The organism is Paraburkholderia sp. SIMBA_030 (genome assembly GCF_046535245.1).
GTDB lineage: Bacteria > Pseudomonadota > Gammaproteobacteria > Burkholderiales > Burkholderiaceae > Paraburkholderia.
In genome coordinates this window covers 1-270 of sequence record NZ_JAWRXB010000589.1, presented here as the reverse complement: position 1 = coordinate 270, position 270 = coordinate 1, and the positions used below count along the sequence as shown (strand labels likewise).

The 270-nt window shown below is 61.9% G+C and carries 1 pseudogene; it reads left to right on the top strand.

Annotation, left to right across the window (positions count from 1 at the left end):
• Positions 1-270, top strand: a pseudogene (locus tag SB772_RS41305) (catalase-peroxidase); the annotation flags it as partial.

Genomic DNA, 270 nt, shown 5'->3' with positions numbered 1-270 from the left:
CGAACAAGGCAAGTGCCCGTTCCACGCCGCTGCAAAAACCATTGCCGGCAGCGGCACCGCCAATCTTCACTGGTGGCCCAATCAGTTGCGCGTCGATCTGCTCAATCAGCATTCGCAGCGCTCGAATCCGCTCGGCGAGCAATTCGACTATCGCGCGGAATTCAAGAAGCTCGATTACGACGCATTGAAGGCCGACCTGCGCACGGTGCTGACCGACTCGCAGCCGTGGTGGCCCGCCGACTGGGGCACCTACGCGGGTCTGTTCATCCG